This window comes from Parabacteroides caeci (assembly GCF_023656795.1).
Taxonomy (GTDB): domain Bacteria; phylum Bacteroidota; class Bacteroidia; order Bacteroidales; family Tannerellaceae; genus Parabacteroides; species Parabacteroides segnis.
Genome location: NZ_JAMOKT010000032.1, coordinates 24,593 through 42,097, shown reverse-complemented (window position 1 = coordinate 42,097; position 17,505 = coordinate 24,593). Strand labels below are relative to the sequence as shown.

Genomic DNA, 17,505 nt, shown 5'->3' with positions numbered 1-17,505 from the left:
CACCTATGTGGAAGAAATTATTGATTACAGGATGTATGGCTTTCTACCTGTTGGGGGGAAGCGTGTTATCTGCACAACCGAGTTGTGAGACAAAAGAAGAAGTTACGTCCGAACAGCTGAACAGGACGAAGAAAGGCCTGGATGCTATGCTGAAAGAGTTGAAGAATAACTCTTGGTATCAGTCTGAATTGAACAAGGTTGCATCGTTGGCTACACCGTCCGAACAGATGCAGGCTTATAAGAGTCTGGCCGGTCGTTTGATTTCCGTACTGGAAATACAGGCCGAACTGGAATGGATGAAACCGGAAGCTATTCAGGAGGCTTTGGGTATCATGAAAAAGAGTTCGGGTTTTGATGCAAATCTGGCTGAAAAACGTTTCAATGAATTGAAGTCTCTGCTGGCCGGAGGTTTTGCCGGAATCTATACTGGAGATCAACAAGCACTCGACAAGGCTAATAAGGCGTTGGCTCTGAAACGCGAGTTGATGCTGATGAGCCCGGATGTGAATGTCGATAAGATGTTGACTGTTAAATTCAATCTTGGAGAACGGGCCAACTTTGTCGGTGCCGGAAGCCTGGGTATCCAGCCGAACAACTGGTCGAATCTTAGCTCTGCCAGCCGTAAGAATTTTAAAGCGGAACTGGTGGAATTGTCCGGCCTGAAAAGCGGAAACCTTCAGGAAAAAACTGTTTATAAACCGGCTGTAGAGGGTTCCTCCGTGACCGACCTGGTGTTGAACTGGGATGGGAAACGCTTGATGTTTACAGCATTGGATACGACACGCAGATGGCAGGTGCACGAAATCAATCTGGAAGGCGGCAATGCCAAACAGGTAACCAACATTCCGGAGCCTGACCTGGAGTTCTTTGATGCGACTTATCTGCCCGACGGACGTATGCTGGCGATTTCCAATATCGGTTATCAGGGCGTACCTTGTGTAAACGGTAGTGATGCGGTAGGTAATATGGTTTTATATGATCCCAGTAACGGTGACCTGCGCCGTCTGACATTCGACCAGGATGCGAACTGGCATCCGGTGGTGATGGCAAACGGTAAGGTGATGTATGTCCGTTGGGAATATACGGATTTGACTCACTATTTCTCCCGTATCGTGATGCATATGAATCCGGACGGAACCGAACAGAAATCGTTATATGGTAGCGGTTCCATGTTCCCGAACAGTATCTTCGACGTGCAGCCGCTGCCGAAGCGGACGAACCGTTTTGTCGGTGTTATCTCCGGTCACCACGGGGTAGCCCGTTCCGGCCGTCTGATGATTTTCGATCCGGCAAAGAGCCGTAAGGAAGAGAAAGGTATGATACAGGAATTGCCGTTTCGTGGCCGTCCGATTATTCCGGAGGTAAAAGATGAACTGGTAAACGGTGTGTGGCCGCAATTCATCAAACCGTATCCGCTGACCGACGAGACTTTCCTGGTAACGGCCAAACTGTCTCCGTACAGCCGTTGGGGAATCTATCTGGTGGATATTTATGATAACCTGACATTAGTTGCCAATGCCGACGATGCCGGTATGATCTATTCCGTTCCGGTGAAAAGTACTCCGGTTCCTCCGGCAATCCCGGATCGTATCAAACCGAATGAAAAGGAAGCGACTGTCTTTATCCAGGATATTTATGAGGGGGAAGGACTGAGAGGCGTTCCCCGCGGACAGATCAAGTCATTCCGTGTCTATGCGTATGAATATGCTTATCGCAGAACGCTGTCCGACCATTATAATCACGGTATCCAGGCCGGATGGGATATCAAGCGTCTGCTGGGAACCGTTCCGGTAGAAGAGGATGGTTCTGCTATCTTTAAAATTCCGGCCAATACGCCTGTCTCCCTCCAACCGCTCGATGCGGACGGACGTGCCGTGCAGTGGATGCGTAGCTGGCTGACCGGTATGCCGGGCGAAGTGGTATCCTGTGTGGGCTGCCATGAAGACCAGAACACCATTCCGGTTCCGAAAAGGGTTGCTGCATCTACCCGTAAGCCGCATGAATTGAAGATTGCCGATGGTGGTGTCCGTTCTTATACCTTTAAATATGAGATACAACCGATTCTCGACCGTGCCTGTGTGGCTTGCCATGATGGAAGCAAAGCCGGCCGGCCGAACTTTAAAGATACGACCTCGGTCGGTATAACCGACTGGAGCGGTACGCGTTATTTCCAGAAGAGTTACCTGGCCTTCCATCCGTACGTAAACCGGCAGGGACCGGAAGCGGATATGTATGTGATGACTCCCTACGAATATCATGCTTCTACCAGCGAAATCGTCCGTATGTTGGAACGTGGCCATTACAATGTGAAACTGACTGATAACGAATGGGATCATCTCACGATGTGGATCGATATGAACGCTCCGGGACGTGGCGAATTTGATGCTGATCCGTTGAATGGATACGAACAGTACGGCCGTCGCCTTGAACTGACCAATAAGTATGCGAACGGTGCCGGTGCCGACTGGCGCAAGGAACTGGCTGATTATGCAAGTTTGCTGAAAAGCAAGGGAGAGATCAAACCCGAATTGCCGGAAAAGGTTGCTCCTGTCAAGCATAAAGAGGTAAAGATGAAAGGCTGGCCTTTGTCTGCCGACGATATTCAGAAGATGTTGTCGAAAGAAAAATCGTTACGCAAAGAAATAGAGGTTGCCGATGGCGTGAAGATCGCCTTTGTCCGTGTCCCGGCAGGTAAGTTTGTGATGGGTACGAATAACGGTTATCCGGATCAGGCTCCCGAATTCAAGGCAGAAGTGAAGAAAGGCTTCTGGATGTCTGAGAAGGAACTGACCAATGAGCAATATAATGCACTGGTTCCCGATCATGACAGCCGTATCTACGCACAGTTCTGGAAAGACCATACGACCCCCGGTTATCCGGCAAATAAACCGAACCAACCGGTCATTCGTGTAAGTTATGAGGAAGCGGTGAATTATTGCCGGATGCTTTCAGAAAAGACCGGTCTGAACGTGCAGCTTCCTACCGAAGTCCAGTGGGAATGGGCTTGCCGTGGTGGTAGTGACCAGCCTTTCTGGTATGGTGCTATGGACGCAAACTTCGGACCGTATGAGAACCTGGCCGATGTACAGTTGGAAAAGATGGCCGTTACGGGTATCGATCCCCAACCGATGGAGAAGGATAATCCTTGGTTCTCGTATTATAATTACATGCCGAAAGTTGATACAGTCAACGACGGTTTGATGATCCCGACGGAAGAATATACCTATAAGGCAAATCCGTTCGGCCTGATCAACATGCACGGAAACTTACAGGAATGGACCCGTTCGATCTATGCTCCGTATCCTTATAATGACAAATCTCAGGAAACCCTGGAAGCTAAACAGGTAGTTGCCCGTGGTGGTTCCTGGGTAGACCGTCCGAAAGATGCAACGGCAACAGCCCGCCGTGCTTATCTGCCCTGGCAGAAAGTGAATAATGTAGGGCTTCGCCTGGTCATTGAGGATTGAAAATAAAACATATATCTTTTACAAACGAAATAAGGGACTTTCATCGACGAAAGTCCCTTATTTCGTTTGTAAAACACCTATGCTTTGAGAGTAGGATAGAAATGTAAGGAAAATTGTATACTTTTGAAAAGTGAAAAGGCTATAACTTAATTAAGTTGAAAAAGGGAGATACTAATATTCAAGCTATTCTTGAAGATCTGGCAACGAAGAGCTCTGAGCCTGCGTTCAAATCTTTATACTTCTCTTATTCCGACCGGATAATGAGGTATCTTGTTATGTATGTAAAATCCAGCCAAATAGCAGAAGAATTGGTATCTGATGTTTTCTTCGCTCTTTGGGAGAATAGAAAGCAATTAGTGGAAATTACTAATTTCGACGCCTATATTTACCGGATAGCCAAATTTCGGGTTCTGAAGTATTTGCGGGATAACAAAACTTTGACTGTTGACCTGGATGAAGTGCCAATTGAACTTTTTGCCTTTACCGAAACGACGCCCGAAGACGATTATATCTCCCGTGAATTGATTGATGCCTTAAATGAAGCGATCGAACAGCTACCGACCAAGTCAAAACTGGCTTTTAAATTGGTACGTGAAGACGGCATGAAATACAAAGATGCAGCGGAGCATTTGGGGATATCGGTCAAAACGCTGGAGGCGCAACTTACCTATGCGATGAAAAAAATCGCGAAAATTTTCAATATAGATTAAGGGTAAAATTCAATTTTCGGTACTTAGATAAAAAGTACTGGAAATTGTATGGATCACGAAATAGAACAAATCATCTTAAGGAACCTTTCAGGCGAAGCATCCTGTGAAGACATTCTTGTCTTTTCAGAGTGGCTTTCTTCGTCTGATGCCCATAAAGATTCTTTTCTGAAAATTAAGAAATACTGGGATGCGGAGGTTGCGGGCGTGAAACTCCGTAATCCGGAAGCTGCCTATAATATGCTGTTGGAAAGAATCCGGAAAACAGAGCGAAAGAGAGTGGTTCGACAATTATGGATAAAATATGCCGGTGCTGCCGCAGTTGCTGTCATTATCGGCATTGCCGGTTATTGGATGGGTGGGCATCAGGCTACCGCTCCTCTGCAATATTATTCTTATATCACGGGAAATTCCATCTCTTCATTTGAACTGCCGGATGGAACAGAAATATCATTGAATAAAAACAGTAAGTTGTCTTATTCCAGTTCGTACGGAGAACAGGTCCGCGAAGTCTCTTTGGATGGGGAAGGTTTCTTTACAGTGACGAAAGATAAAGAGAAAGCCTTTGTGGTGGACCTGAATGGTTCAAAAATATCCGTATTGGGAACTGTTTTTAATGTAAAGAACTATAAGAAAGAAGACATAACAACGGCGACTCTGGTTGAAGGTTCGATCCGTTTTGAAACACCGGATCAGCAGATTGTCTTGAAACCTGACCAACAGCTGGTCTTCAATAAGTCCAATAATAAAATAGACATGACGAATGTCTCTACGGACCTGGTTACGGCCTGGAAGAGCCATTTGATAAAATACAGGTCGGTCCCTTTCCGGGAGTTCCTGGATATGCTGAAAGAGCGGTATGAAGTGGAGATCATCCTGTCGAATGAAGCATTGGGCGATCAGAAAGTAACAGGTTCTTTCGATGAAAGCCTGACAGTCGATCAGATACTCGACCTGATGAAGAAGAACCTTGTGTTCAGATGGAAGAAACAGGGCGAGAGCTATGTGATCAATTAACATGAGTATTAACAAATAAAAAGAAAGGAGCCATGAAAACACAGAAGAGATAAGCATATATACTATTTGGAAAAAACAAAACCGGCCATTCTTGGAGGGAGCAGCCGGTTCAGTTTCGAGAAATTAACCGGTCAATTCAAGCTACTGGAAATAGCAGGGATTGACAATTAGTTAACTTAATTCATTTACAAAAATATGAAAATTATATGGATCAACGAAATCTCTTTTACAAAAGAGGTTAAAAGATTATTGCTTCTTATGAAAATCACATTGATCATCTTGTTTATATGTATTTTTCAGTTGCAGGCTATTGACTCTTACAGTCAAACCACGACTCTCTCTATCCAAACTAAAGAAGTCGCGTTGGAAGATTTGTTTAACGAAATAGAGAGTCGGAGTGAGTATTTGTTCAATTATCGTGATAGCGATGTCAGCCATATTAAAACAAAAGTAAATATAGTGAACGGGAATATAAAAGATATCCTTACTCAGGCGTTGAAGAATACAAACCTGTCTTTTTCCATTAATGACAGGCATATTACCATATTTGATACTCCTACAATAGAAAAAGAAGAAAAAAAGGTGGTATCCGGGAGTGTGAAAGACAATAGTGGAGAGCTTTTGTTGGGAGTCTCTATTGTCCTCAAGGGAACATCAATTGGGACAGTAACGGATATAGATGGCAATTACTCGGTTGAAGTTCCGGATGACCACGCTATATTGGTTTTTTCTTATCTAGGTTACAGTACCCAAGAACTTTCAGTAAAAGGAAAAAGCCGGCTGGATGTTATCTTAACTGAAGATATGCAAAAACTGGAAGAGGTAGTTGTTGTTGGTTATGGTACGCAGAAAAAAGTAAACTTAACAGGTGCAGTGGCTCAACTGAAAGGAGAAGTTCTTGAAAACCGTCCTGTAACCAATATAACACAAGCTTTACAGGGTACTGTAGCAAATTTGAATATTTCATCTACTTCAGGTGGAGCACCGGGAGCGGATCAAACAATTAATATCCGCGGGTATACCGGTTTTGGTTTGGATGAAAATGGGAAAATGGTATCAAAGTCACAATCTCCTTTGATTGTAATTGACGGAGTACAAGGCGGTGATATCAATTCAATAAATATGCAGGATGTGGAAAGTATCTCGGTATTGAAGGATGCAGCTTCTACAGCTATTTATGGTTCGAGTGCTCCGTATGGTGTAATTATCATTAATACGAAAAAAGGGAAAAAGGGTAGCAAAGCTAAAATTACGTATAATAATAACTTCGGTTTTGCACAGCCTATCAATTTACCTAAAATGATGAATTCGCTGGATTTTGCAAATATTTATAATGAAGCTGCCAGGAATGGAAATATTGCTCCTGTTTTTTCAGAAGAAAATATCCAACGTATAAAAGATTATCAATCCGGAGTATTAAAAGATGAAACGATTCCCGATCCGACTCCAGGTATTGATGAATGGCAGACATGGACAGGTAATGGAAATAATGATTGGTTTGATATTTATTTCAAGAATATGTCTTTTAGCCAGCAACATAATGTGGGTGTTTCCGGAGGTACGGATAAGACAAATTACTATGTAGGACTTGGTTATAACCAAAAAGATGGTATGTATAATTATGGAGATGATTCTTATAAACGCTATAATGTTCGTACTAATTTGTCTGTGGATCTGGTAAAATGGCTTAGTTTCAATATGAGATCATCCTATGCCAGGTGGACAACGGATTCACCTGATACTTATAACGGCTCGAAAGATTATATGCATCAGATTGCTAGAAAATGGCCGACAGCACCATTAAAGAATCCGGATGGTGCATATTCTTATCCAAGTGAAATACCTTTACATCAAGATGGTGGACGTGACAAATCGACGTCAGATCAAGCCGTGTTGACAGGCGAGTTTGTTATAACTCCAATGACCGGATGGAACATAACTGCAAATTATACGTTTGATGGATTGTTTGTAGAAGAAACCGAGCATGTTAAAACGTTGTATGTGACAAACCCAAGTGGTGCTTCAACTATTTATTCAGGAACAACTCCTAACTCTTATAAAAGAGTAAATAGTAAGAATCAACATCATATTATCAATTTGTTCTCTTCCTACGAAAAACAGTTGGGCGATCATTATTTTAAAGCGATGGTTGGCTATACTCAGGAACTTTATGATGATTTGAAAACTTCTGTAAAGAATACGGATTTGTATTCTGATAATTTGCCTTCCTTGTCTCTGACTTATGGAAAATCACCATCTATTGAAGATAAGGCAAATCAGTTGGCTATTCGAGGTGGTTTTGGCAGGATCAATTATAATTATAAAGAGAAATATTTATTGGAATTGAATGGTCGGTATGATGGTACTTCCCGTTTTTTAAAAGATGTCAGATATAAATTTTATCCTGGGGCTTCTGCCGCATGGGTAATGTCTAAGGAAGATTTCTGGAAGCCTGTAGAAGAATATGTAAATACATTCAAGCTCAGGGTATCCTATGGGTCTTTAGGGGATCAGGGATTTATTGATAGCTATTATCCGTTCCATCCTTCTATGTCAACGACTGCTCCAAGTGGAAGCCAGTGGATCTTTGCAGATGGGCGGCAAGCTTATGTAAGTTATCCGGGGTTGGTTAATCCCAATTTGACCTGGGTAACAACTTCAACCATTGACTTCGGAGTGGATATGACATTTTTGAATAATCGTTTGAATGCGACTTTTGACTGGTATAAGCGCTCTTCTAAAGACTTTGTAGGACCTGCTGAAATATTACCGTCTATTATAGGAATTGATTCACCGCAAATGAATAATTCCGCTATGAATACAAAGGGATTTGATTTGTCTGTTTCATGGAGAGATCGCATAGGGGAGGTTAATTATGGTGTAAGTTTTGTATTAAGCGATTATATGAGTGAGATTACTTCATACCCCAATCCTACAGGTTTGAATACAACTTGGTATGAAGGACGCAAAGTCGGAGATATTTGGGGATATGAAACATATGGTGTTTTTAAATCTGATGAGGAAATAGCATCGGCTCCTTCACAGGATAAAATATATGCTCAATGGAGTCCGGGTGATATTCGCTATGTAGATCAAAATGGCGATGATAAGATTGATTGGGGTGATAATACACTTGCAAATCCTGGTGATAAAAAAGTGATAGGGAATACAACCCCGCGTTTTTCTTATGGGCTAAACCTAAGTGCAGATTATAAAGGATTTGATTTCTCTCTTTTCTTGCAGGGGATAGCAAAACGCGATGCTTGGATTGATTCAAATTATTTCTGGGGTATTGTCGGCGATCAATGGCAGAGTTCTGTATTCACAGTTCACTCGGATCGTTGGACGGAAGATAACCCTGACGGGTATTTCCCTAAATTCTATCTGACTTCTCAAAATAATAAGAATACGCAAACACAAACCCGATATTTGCAGAATGCAGCGTACATGCGCATTAAAAATATGCAGATTGGATATACGTTCCCGAAATCTTTGATTAGTAAGATCAATTTTGAGAGATTAAGAGTTTATGTGAGTGGAGATAATCTGGCAACATTTTCAAGTATGTTCAATACGATTGATCCGGAGTTTTCGGCTACCAACGGTAAGTTATATCCTTTGCAAAGAACCTGGTCGGTCGGTTTGAATGTTACTTTTTAATTGTATAACCTTATGAATAATAAAACAATGAGAAAATATAAATTCAGCTTATGTTTAGTCGTTTTGATGGGATTGCTTTGTTCGTGCAATGATGACTTTCTAGAACGTGCTCCTATTGTTAATATGAGTGATGCAAGTTATTGGAAAACGGTCAACGATTTGAAATTGTATGTGAATAATTTTTATAGTCGGAAAGATTTGTTGAAACCTTATACTGATTGGGGTACAATTGGTCCGTATGGTGATGATGCTGATAATGGTAGTGATACGCAAATCAAGTATAACTATCATACCGGCATGAATGGTGAAAATACGTTACCGGCCTCAGGTGGAGGTTGGGCTGTATCTGACTGGGCTGCATTGAGGGATATTAATTATTTCATGAGCAATTATGAGAAAGTGGATGAATCCTGGGACCAGATAAAAGAATATGTAGGTGAAACGCTCTTCTTTAGGTCTATATTTTATTTTGGTAAATTGCGCAGTTTTGGTGATCTTCCTTGGATAAGCGGAACTTTGGATAATACATCAGAGGTTCTGTATGGAACCCGGTTGCCTCGGAATCAAATCGTTGATTCCATTATGGTGGATTTGGACAAGGCTATAGAATACTTGCCGGAACGTGCTAATTATACTGGGCGGATTACGAAAGAAGTAGCCATGTTATTACAGGCCAGAATTGCTTTGTATGAAGGAACTTGGGAAAAATATCATTCAATAAAGGCTACTCCATTCAGAGTAGAAGGTAGTAATGGCGAGAAGTTTATTAAGAAAGCAGCTGATGTGTCGGATGCGCTAATGGCTTTAGCTGAGAGTAACGGAAAGACTGCTTTGGAGGATGGGACAAATAAAGGATATACTAATTTATTTAACCAAAGAGATTATAGTACAAATATGGAAATTATGTTGTGGCGTAAATTCTCCAAAGAAGATAATCTATACACTCACTGGGCAGGATATAATGGTGGTGGTCGTGGCTTAACCAAGAGTATGATAGATTCTTATTTGTGTCTCGATGGGAAACCGATTGCTTTATCAGATCAATATAAAGGAGATGCAACATTAAAAGACGTTGTAGCGAATAGAGACCCTCGTCTTAATCAGACAATTGTAGTCGATGATGGGGCTCATATTCAGTATGTTGAAAGCAACAGCTTTTTTAGAACTCCTGTTTTTGAAGGTGCAGCTGAGAATACATGTCCGACAGGCTATCAATTATATAAAGGCTTTAATACCAGTTATGAAGAGACTAACACAGGAATGGCTACTATTGCGGTAATTTATTTTCGATATGCGGAAGCATTGTTAATAAATGCAGAGGCAAAGGCGGAATTAGGGGTGATCAATCAGTTGGATATTGATAAAACAATCAATGCATTAAGGCGGAGAGTTGGTATGAATAATGGCCTGTTGGATATGAATAATATTCCGGTTGACCCTAACTGGCAGTTTAAAAGTATCAGTCCGTTATTGAATGAGATACGTCGTGAACGTAAAGTGGAGCTGGCGTGTGAAGGTTTTAGAGTTGATGATATCTTTAGGTGGGCTGCAGCTGATGAAGTGATTGTCGGTTACAGACCTAAAGGGGCGGTGAAAGAACAATGGCGTAATTATCCCGATGTTTCTCCGGCTTTTGTCACTGCATGGGAGAATTTGAAAGTGGATGAGACTGGCCATATTGACCCGTATAAAAATTTTGCAACGATGGATAATGGTTTCCGGTTTAAACTGGATAGAGATTATTTATCTCCTATACCGACGATAGAGTTAACCTTGAATCCTTTATTGAAGCAGAATCCAGGTTGGTAGCGACTTAATTTATTTTGTGTGAACAAATCAAATTCTAAGCAGGAAAGGGAGGTTTTGTTCTCCCTTTCTTATAAAATATATGATGATGGAAAGAAATATATTGGGAGTATTGATGGTTTTAGCCATGTTATGTGCTTGTACGCCTCAGTCTCAACAATCTGAGGCAGTAGAAGAATTAAAAGTCCTGTCATGGAATGTCTGGCATGGCGGACATTCAGAAGCCTATCCTGGCAAGAGTTGTGAGGGTACTATGGGAATATTGAAGAAGAGCGAGGCTGATGTGATTTTGATGGTTGAAACTTATGGTTGTTCAGATCAGGTTGCAGATCATTTGGGATATTATCATCGTTTGCTGTCGAGTAATCTCTCTATCTATAGCCGTTATCCGATTTTGAAAACATATACTTTCCCTGATTCGATAGCTACATTTAATTTTAGTGGAGTAGAATTAGATGTAAATGGTAAGCGGGTACGTGTTTTCGACACCTGGTTGCATTATCTTCCTGATATGCGGTTGGTTCCGACTGAAAAGACAGAAGCAGAGATACTGGCTTGGGATGATGAAGGAACACGGGATGAGGAAATCAAGCGGATTCTGTCGGTTCTGCAACCTATATTGGCAGAGGTGGACAGTATTCCTGTTATCATAGGGGGAGATTTTAATGATCATTCCCATTTGGATTGGACTGAGGCTACCAAAAATATGTATAATCATGGAGGGGCTGTTGTAAACTGGACCGTATCGAAGATTATGGAAGAGGCCGGTTTTAAAGACAGCTTTCGCGAATTGCATCCTGACCCTGTCAAGGAACTAGGTCCGACATGGTATTGGACAGGAGATGATAAGAATCGTCAAGATCGTATCGACTTTATCTATTATAAAGGCAATAAACTGAAAGCGATCGAATCGGGATCATATAATGCGGATCTGCCTGGTTATCTCGATTTCTATGGTGAGAAGTTTTTTTATGCATCCGATCATGGTTTTGTGATAACTACTTTCTCGTTGAAATAGACTGTTTTACAATAAAAATAAATAATATGAAACGTCGTAATTTTCTTGAATGTTGTATGCTCTCCCTGGTTGCGGCAGCGGCAAAAGCTAAAGGGGGTGGTCTTGAAACGGAAGCATCAGGCTCCGGGCGGTTGAAGTTTGGTGTCATATCGGATATTCATCCGGATATAATGCATGACGGGGAACATCGGTTACAGGTCTTTTTGGAGGCTGCGGCTAAAAATAAGGTCGATTTTATTATTGAACTGGGTGACTTCTGTTTTGCAAAAGAGGCTAATGTTCCTTTCCGGGATTTGTGGGATAAGTTTCCGGGAGATAAATATCATGTTTTAGGTAATCATGATATGGATATTTGTTCCAAGGAAGAGTATATGGAATTTGTCGGGATGAAGAGCCGTTACTATTCTTTTGATAAAGGGGATTTCCATTTCATTGTGCTTGATCCGAACAATCTGTTTGTCGACGGGAAGTATATCCCTTATAAGAATGGAAATTTCTATGTCGATACGAGCCAACGTGAACATCTGGACCCGGAGCAGGTCGAATGGTTGAAAAAGGACCTGGCGTCGACGGATAAACGGTGTATCCTTTTCTCTCATGAATGTTTTGAGAATACGGTACAGAACAGGGAACTGGTGCGGGGAATCCTGGAGGCGGAAAATGAGCGATGCGGTTTTAAGAAAGTGATAGCAGCATTCAGCGGACACGATCATACGAATTATACCAAAGAGATCAACGGCATTACCTATATCCAGATCAACAGTGCTTCTAACCAATGGGTAGGAGAGAAGTATGCCTGTCCGGAACGTTTCAGCGATGAGATAAACAAACGAAAGCCGTCTCTGAAATATACCGTTCCATACAAAGATTCTCTTTATGCAATCGTAACACTTGATTCGAAAAGCCTGAAGATGAAAGGACGTGAAAGTTCATTTATCCCTCCGACTCCCACGGATATAGGAATACCGGATACCATGTATCCTTTCCCACTGGTACCCTGGATAAAAGATTTTGATTTACGGTTCTGATTATTGAGGATGTTTAAAGTAAATAGCGTAAGGTATCGGGATTCCTTCGCGTATCCCATACCAATGCTATTCGGATATACTTCTTTTGATTACCATGATTGCATTTCTTTATCCAATTCATCGGATGTGATACATAAACCTTCCGAATCTTCTTTTTCTGCTTTCGACATGAATTCTTTTAATAAAGAAGAAGGCATTGTATAAGTTGTTTCTCCCTTCAACCTGTGTACAAATTCCTTTATTTCGCGTATTAAGAGTGCTTTTCTTGCTTCTATTTCCATTGTTGTCATATTAACTCCTTTCGATAAATATTTGTACCATACAAAGGTAGCAAACTTTAGTTATATGGTTGTCTCCTTTAGTATTTTACTAAGTTGTTTAACACCCTCCGAAGCTCCGGCTCTGATAAAGTGAATATCATTCCGGTAGGTGTTTACGTCTTTCGGGTCTATCAGATAGATCGGTTGGCCGCGGCGTACGTAATTCAGTAATCCGGCAGCCGGATAGACGTTGAGGGAGGTGCCGATGATGACGAAAATGTCGCATGATTCTACCATACGCATGGCCGGGTCGATCATTGGAACCGCTTCACCGAACCAGACAATGAACGGACGAAGCTGTACACCGTGCGGGTCTTTGTCTCCGATATGGATATCCGGATTCTCGGGTGACAGGTCGTAAGTCGTATTCAGGTCGCGGACGGAACAAGATTTCATCAGTTCGCCGTGCAAATGGATCACATCGCTGCTTCCTGCCTGTTCATGCAGGTTATCGATATTTTGTGTAATGATATGAACGTCAAAGTCCTTTTCCAATTCAGCCAGTCCGATATGTCCTGCGTTGGGCTTGGTGTTGAGCAATTCCCTGCGTCGCTGGTTGTAGAAGTTGAGGACCAGTTCTGGGTTGGCAGCAAAGCCTTCGGGGGTTGCTACATCTTCCACCCGGTATTTTTCCCAAAGACCGTCGGAGTCACGAAAGGTCGAAATGCCACTTTCGGCGCTCATGCCGGCGCCGGTCAGTACGACTAATTTCTTTTTCATAAGGCTATTGTGTTTTAAGTTTAGCAAAGATAGGTAAATAATAAGAGATATTGTTATGAATTAGAAACAAATATCCCCGGTGTTTTTGTGGCATCGGTTGTTTTTTCAGGAGTAAAGCGAGGTGTTATTATTTGTATAAATTACATAGTTCTGCTGGAACTAGGATGAATAAAACGTTGCAAATATATAAACAAATACAATACAAACAAATTTTAACCTGGGTTTTTGCAATTTATTTAATAAATACCAAAATGTATTATCAAAGTACGACCTTAATGGGGAGATATTATTGAACTTATTCACTCGTGCATCCCTATATATGCCTTAAAAATCCTAGTTCCAGCAGAACTCTGTTGCTTTTTGTTCTTGTAAAATTGATTGATAAAAATTTATTACTGGTTAGGATGTGATAATATCAAGTTTGATGTGATGATATTTTTAGATCTAAAATGTTGATAAATGAACAATTAATTATTTAAATTCATAAAAAAACTGTTATGTTTATCGAATGCAAATAATGCTACGCTCCTGAAAATCCCAAAACAAGCAGGCATTATCACCAGCATTTTACTGGCTTTTTCTCCGGTAATGAGTGCTAACGGAAATCCGGTAGCAGAGCCGGAAATTGTGGTACAGGTTTCTCAGCAATCTTCGACAGTAAAAGGTGTTGTAGAGGATGATATGGGTCCTGTAGTAGGAGCAACGGTAGTTGTGAAAGGAACTACGAACGGTACGGTAACCGATATGGACGGCAACTTTTCTTTACCCGGGGTGAAAGAGGGTAGCATATTGGTCGTTTCGTATGTCGGTTATCTCTCTCAGGAAATTACTTACACCGGACAATCTTCTCTCCGGATTCAGCTGAAAGAAGACTCGAAACAGCTGGATGAAGTGGTAGTTGTGGGGTATGGCTCACAGAAAAAAGTGAATCTGACAGGATCTGTCAGTACGGTAGATTCCAAGGTCCTTGAATCTCGCCCGGTTCAGAACGTATCGCAGGCACTTCAAGGTGTTATCCCCGGTTTGAATATGTCGGTAGGCAGTAGCGGAGGTATGCTGGATGGATCACTGAATATTAATATCCGTGGCGGAGGTACGATCGGTCAGGGATCGAGCGGAAGTCCGTTGGTACTGGTTGATGGTATCGAAGGGGATATGAATACCGTGAATCCGAATGATATTGAAAATATCAGTGTCTTGAAGGATGCAGCTTCGTCTTCCATCTATGGAGCACGTGCCTCATTCGGTGTGATCCTTATTACGACCAAAAGCGGTAAATCCGGTAAGACCCGGGTGAATTACTCGGGCAACGTACGTTTCTCCGATGCTGTCCAAGTGCCGGAGATGGTCGATTCTTATTCATTTGCCCAATATTGGAATAGGGCAAATACGAATGGGGGAGGAAATCCGATATTCAATGACGACGCCATGAAAAACATCAAGGATTATATGGACGGTAAGTTCACCGACCCTACCAAACCTGAATACTATGGTACTGTTGCCGGATCTGATGGTAAATGGAATAACTATGGAGGCGCTTTTGCCAACACGGATTGGTTTTCCGAGTTCTATCGTGACTGGGTGCCTTCTACGGAACATAATCTTAGCCTGAGTGGTGGTACTGATAAGTTGACCTATATGCTCAGTGGCAGTTTCCTTGACCAGACCGGTTTGCTAAAGCATGGTGATGACAAGTTCAACCGTTATACAATGAATGCAAAGATTTCGGCAAAACTGGCCGACTGGGTCACTGTAAACTACACCGGCAAATGGACGCGCGAAGATTATCATCGCCCGACCTATCTGACGGGCTTGTTCTTCCATAATATTGCACGCCGCTGGCCGACCTGTCCGGTTGTCGATCCGAACGGGCATTATCAGCGGGATATGGAAATTGTCCAGCTGGAAGACGGAGGAAAGCAAACCAGCCAGAAGAACTGGTACACACAGCAGTTGCAGGCTATTTTCGAACCTGTTAAAGACTGGCGTATCGTTGCTGAAGGCAGTATGCGTTCTTACTACCGTAAACAGAGCTGGGCGGTATTGCCTATTTATGCGTACGATGCCAAAAATGAACCGTATCTTCTTTCCTGGAACGGTGGTGCAGCCGGTTACTCGGAAGTATCGGATTCACGTGAGGATGAAGACTACTTCTCTACCAATATTTATTCGGATTATACCAAATCGCTGGGCAATCATAACTTTAAAGTAATGGCCGGTTTCAATGCCGAACTTTACCGTCCGAGCGGATTGAATGGCTTCGGTACGGATCTGATCTCTGCGGATGTCCCGTCGCTCGGCCTGACACAGGATAATAAGAAAGCTAGTTCCTGGACACGTGAACGGGCCATTGCCGGTTTCTTCGGACGTATTAACTACAATTATGCCGACCGTTACATGCTGGAAGCCAATCTGCGTTACGATGGTTCTTCCCGTTTTATCGGCGATCAGCGCTGGGGCCTTTTCCCTTCCTTCTCGGCTGGTTGGAATATAGCTCGCGAAGCATTCTTCGAACCCCTGAACAGTGTAGTCGGAACATTGAAGGTAAGAGCATCCTGGGGACAGCTCGGTAATAACAATACGGACAGTACCGATGCCTGGTATCCGTTCTATCAGAACATGCCGACTGGCACGGCTTCTTCCAGTTGGCTGATAAACGGTACCCAACAGAATGTGGCCGGCCTTCCGGGCATCGTCAGCAGTCTGATGACCTGGGAAACGATCGAATCATGGAATGTCGGTTTCGATTGGGGATTGTTCGACAATCGCCTGACCGGTTCGTTCGATTATTATAACCGTTATACATATGATATGATCGGGCCGGCTCCTCTGTTGCCTTCCGTTTTGGGTGCCAATGCTCCGCAGATCAACAACTGCGATATGAAATCATATGGATGGGAACTGGAAATGTCATGGAGAGACCGTATCCAGAAATTCAACTATGGCGTTCGTCTAGTAGTATCCGACAACTTGCGTAAGATACTCAGGTATCCGAATGAAACAATGGCCCTGAGTACGTATTATAAAGGACAGATCCTGGGGGATATCTGGGGATACCAGACGGTCGGGATCGCACAAAGTCAGGAAGAGATGGACAAACATCTTGCCAACGGCGGTACGCCTAACTGGGGAACAAGCTGGGGACCGGGCGATATCATGTATGCCAATACCGATGGTAAAGACGGTGTAGACAGCGGAGCCAATACGCTCGACGATCATGGGGACATGAAGATCATCGGAAATAACACGCCACGCTATAACTTCGGTCTGACATTGGACGGAGCCTGGAACGGACTCGACTTCTCTATTTTCCTGCAAGGTATCATGAAAAGAGATTATATGCTGGGTGGCCCGTATTTCTGGGGAGCACAAGGCGGCGAATGGCAATCCTGCGCTTTCAGCGAACATATGGATTACTGGCGTCCGGAAGGCGACCCGTTAGGAGCCAACACCGGAGCTTACTATCCGAAACCCTATTTCAATACCGACAAGAACCAGCGTACCCAGACCCGCTATTTGCAAAACGCAGCTTATATACGTTTGAAGAATATGCAGGTCGGATATACATTACCGAGAATATGGACGCAAAAAGCAGGAATGGAATCGGTACGTATTTATGTTTCCGGTGACAATTTGCTGACTTTATCTGATATCAGCGGCGTATTCGATCCTGAATTGCTGGGCAGCGACTGGGGAGACGGTAAACTCTATCCTTTGCAGAAAACTATTTCAATCGGTTTAAATGTAAACTTTTAATTCATT

General features: G+C 42.7%; 10 protein-coding genes. 8 read left to right on the top strand and 2 right to left on the bottom strand.

Going from position 1 to position 17,505, the window contains the following annotated elements; all coding sequences use genetic code 11:
* The first annotated feature begins 5 nt into the window (after positions 1 to 5).
* The 7 genes from NBH15_RS16090 to NBH15_RS16060 all read left to right on the top strand — a co-directional run bounded on the left by NBH15_RS16090 (position 6) and on the right by NBH15_RS16060 (position 12,703).
* Positions 6 to 3,467 (top strand): SUMF1/EgtB/PvdO family nonheme iron enzyme, encoded by a 3,462-nt coding sequence (locus NBH15_RS16090; protein ID WP_250823056.1) that lies wholly within the window; start codon positions 6 to 8, stop codon positions 3,465 to 3,467.
* Between the two features lie 155 nt (positions 3,468 to 3,622).
* Positions 3,623 to 4,177, top strand: a complete 555-nt coding sequence (locus NBH15_RS16085) for an RNA polymerase sigma factor (protein ID WP_250823055.1) — start codon at positions 3,623 to 3,625, stop codon at positions 4,175 to 4,177.
* 48 nt (positions 4,178 to 4,225) lie between these two features.
* Positions 4,226 to 5,191: a FecR family protein gene (locus tag NBH15_RS16080; RefSeq protein ID WP_186958500.1), complete on the top strand. Its 966-nt coding sequence runs from the start codon at positions 4,226 to 4,228 to the stop codon at positions 5,189 to 5,191.
* Positions 5,192 to 5,686: 495 nt separating this feature from the next.
* Positions 5,687 to 8,851 carry a SusC/RagA family TonB-linked outer membrane protein gene (locus NBH15_RS16075; protein WP_250823054.1) on the top strand — a complete coding sequence of 1,055 codons (3,165 nt, stop codon included), beginning with the start codon at positions 5,687 to 5,689 and terminating at the stop codon, positions 8,849 to 8,851.
* A gap of 12 nt (positions 8,852 to 8,863) precedes the next feature.
* A complete protein-coding gene (locus NBH15_RS16070; RefSeq protein WP_250823053.1) occupies positions 8,864 to 10,660 on the top strand; it encodes a RagB/SusD family nutrient uptake outer membrane protein in 1,797 nt (598 codons plus the stop codon).
* A 112-nt stretch (positions 10,661 to 10,772) separates the two neighbouring features.
* A complete protein-coding gene (locus tag NBH15_RS16065) occupies positions 10,773 to 11,675 on the top strand; it encodes an endonuclease/exonuclease/phosphatase family protein (protein WP_250823066.1) in 903 nt (300 codons plus the stop codon).
* Positions 11,676 to 11,701: 26 nt separating this feature from the next.
* Positions 11,702 to 12,703, top strand: coding sequence for a metallophosphoesterase family protein (locus NBH15_RS16060; protein ID WP_250823052.1), 1,002 nt, complete (start codon positions 11,702 to 11,704; stop codon positions 12,701 to 12,703).
* An 89-nt stretch (positions 12,704 to 12,792) separates the two neighbouring features.
* Here the strand turns inward: NBH15_RS16060 and NBH15_RS16055 are convergent, their stop codons facing one another.
* Complete coding sequence (locus NBH15_RS16055) at positions 12,793 to 12,984, bottom strand: hypothetical protein (RefSeq protein WP_250823051.1); 192 nt, start codon at positions 12,982 to 12,984, stop codon at positions 12,793 to 12,795.
* A gap of 60 nt (positions 12,985 to 13,044) precedes the next feature.
* The gene (locus NBH15_RS16050; RefSeq protein ID WP_250823050.1) at positions 13,045 to 13,743 is read right to left on the bottom strand and encodes an SIR2 family NAD-dependent protein deacylase; all 699 of its coding nucleotides are present in this window, start codon (positions 13,741 to 13,743) and stop codon (positions 13,045 to 13,047) included.
* 588 nt (positions 13,744 to 14,331) lie between these two features.
* Between NBH15_RS16050 and NBH15_RS16045 the strand changes: the two genes are divergently transcribed.
* The gene (locus NBH15_RS16045; protein ID WP_250823049.1) at positions 14,332 to 17,499 is read left to right on the top strand and encodes a SusC/RagA family TonB-linked outer membrane protein; all 3,168 of its coding nucleotides are present in this window, start codon (positions 14,332 to 14,334) and stop codon (positions 17,497 to 17,499) included.
* The last annotated feature ends 6 nt before the right edge of the window (positions 17,500 to 17,505 follow it).

What these genes read in the sequence shown, in the direction of transcription:
- NBH15_RS16050 (WP_250823050.1), bottom strand. Translation starts at nt 13,743, where the DNA reads ATGAAAAAGAAATTAGTCGTACTGACCGGCGCCGGCATGAGCGCCGAA.
- NBH15_RS16090 (WP_250823056.1), top strand. Translation starts at nt 6, where the DNA reads ATGTGGAAGAAATTATTGATTACAGGATGTATGGCTTTCTACCTGTTG.
- NBH15_RS16070 (WP_250823053.1), top strand. Translation starts at nt 8,864, where the DNA reads ATGAATAATAAAACAATGAGAAAATATAAATTCAGCTTATGTTTAGTC.
- NBH15_RS16055 (WP_250823051.1), bottom strand. Translation starts at nt 12,984, where the DNA reads ATGGAAATAGAAGCAAGAAAAGCACTCTTAATACGCGAAATAAAGGAA.
- NBH15_RS16045 (WP_250823049.1), top strand. Translation starts at nt 14,332, where the DNA reads ATGAGTGCTAACGGAAATCCGGTAGCAGAGCCGGAAATTGTGGTACAG.
- NBH15_RS16065 (WP_250823066.1), top strand. Translation starts at nt 10,773, where the DNA reads ATGGTTTTAGCCATGTTATGTGCTTGTACGCCTCAGTCTCAACAATCT.
- NBH15_RS16060 (WP_250823052.1), top strand. Translation starts at nt 11,702, where the DNA reads ATGAAACGTCGTAATTTTCTTGAATGTTGTATGCTCTCCCTGGTTGCG.
- NBH15_RS16080 (WP_186958500.1), top strand. Translation starts at nt 4,226, where the DNA reads ATGGATCACGAAATAGAACAAATCATCTTAAGGAACCTTTCAGGCGAA.